This is a genomic window from Achromobacter sp. SIMBA_011 (assembly GCF_046535435.1).
In the GTDB taxonomy this organism is placed as follows: Bacteria; Pseudomonadota; Gammaproteobacteria; order Burkholderiales; family Burkholderiaceae_B; genus Achromobacter; species Achromobacter dolens.
Genome location: NZ_JAWRWN010000122.1, coordinates 1 through 361, shown reverse-complemented (window position 1 = coordinate 361; position 361 = coordinate 1). Strand labels below are relative to the sequence as shown.

General features: G+C 67.0%; 1 pseudogene. It reads left to right on the top strand.

Going from position 1 to position 361, the window contains the following annotated elements:
• Positions 1 to 361: pseudogene (locus tag SB816_RS30205) on the top strand (patatin); the annotation flags it as partial.

Genomic DNA, 361 nt, shown 5'->3' with positions numbered 1-361 from the left:
CCTGCAGTCCGCGCGCGTTGAGCTGCGCCAACCGTTGCCGGCCGCCTATGGCTTCTACATCTCGCCGTACGCGGAATATCAGCGCCGCTACGTGAACGTGTACGACAACACCGGCGAGGTCAAGCTGAACCAGTATCTGATGCAGACGGCGCGCGCCGGGCTCGACTTCGGGCTGCCGATCGCGCGGCTCGGCGACTTCCGGATGGGCATCGGCTACGCGACCGGGCACGGCTCGCCGAACTACAACCTGCCGCTCCCGTTCGAGGAGAACGGCTCGACGCTGATGTGGCCGAGCTTCACGTCGCAGGCGCTGACGGCGCGCGCGCGCCTCGTCATCGATCAGCTCGACGACCCGATGTTC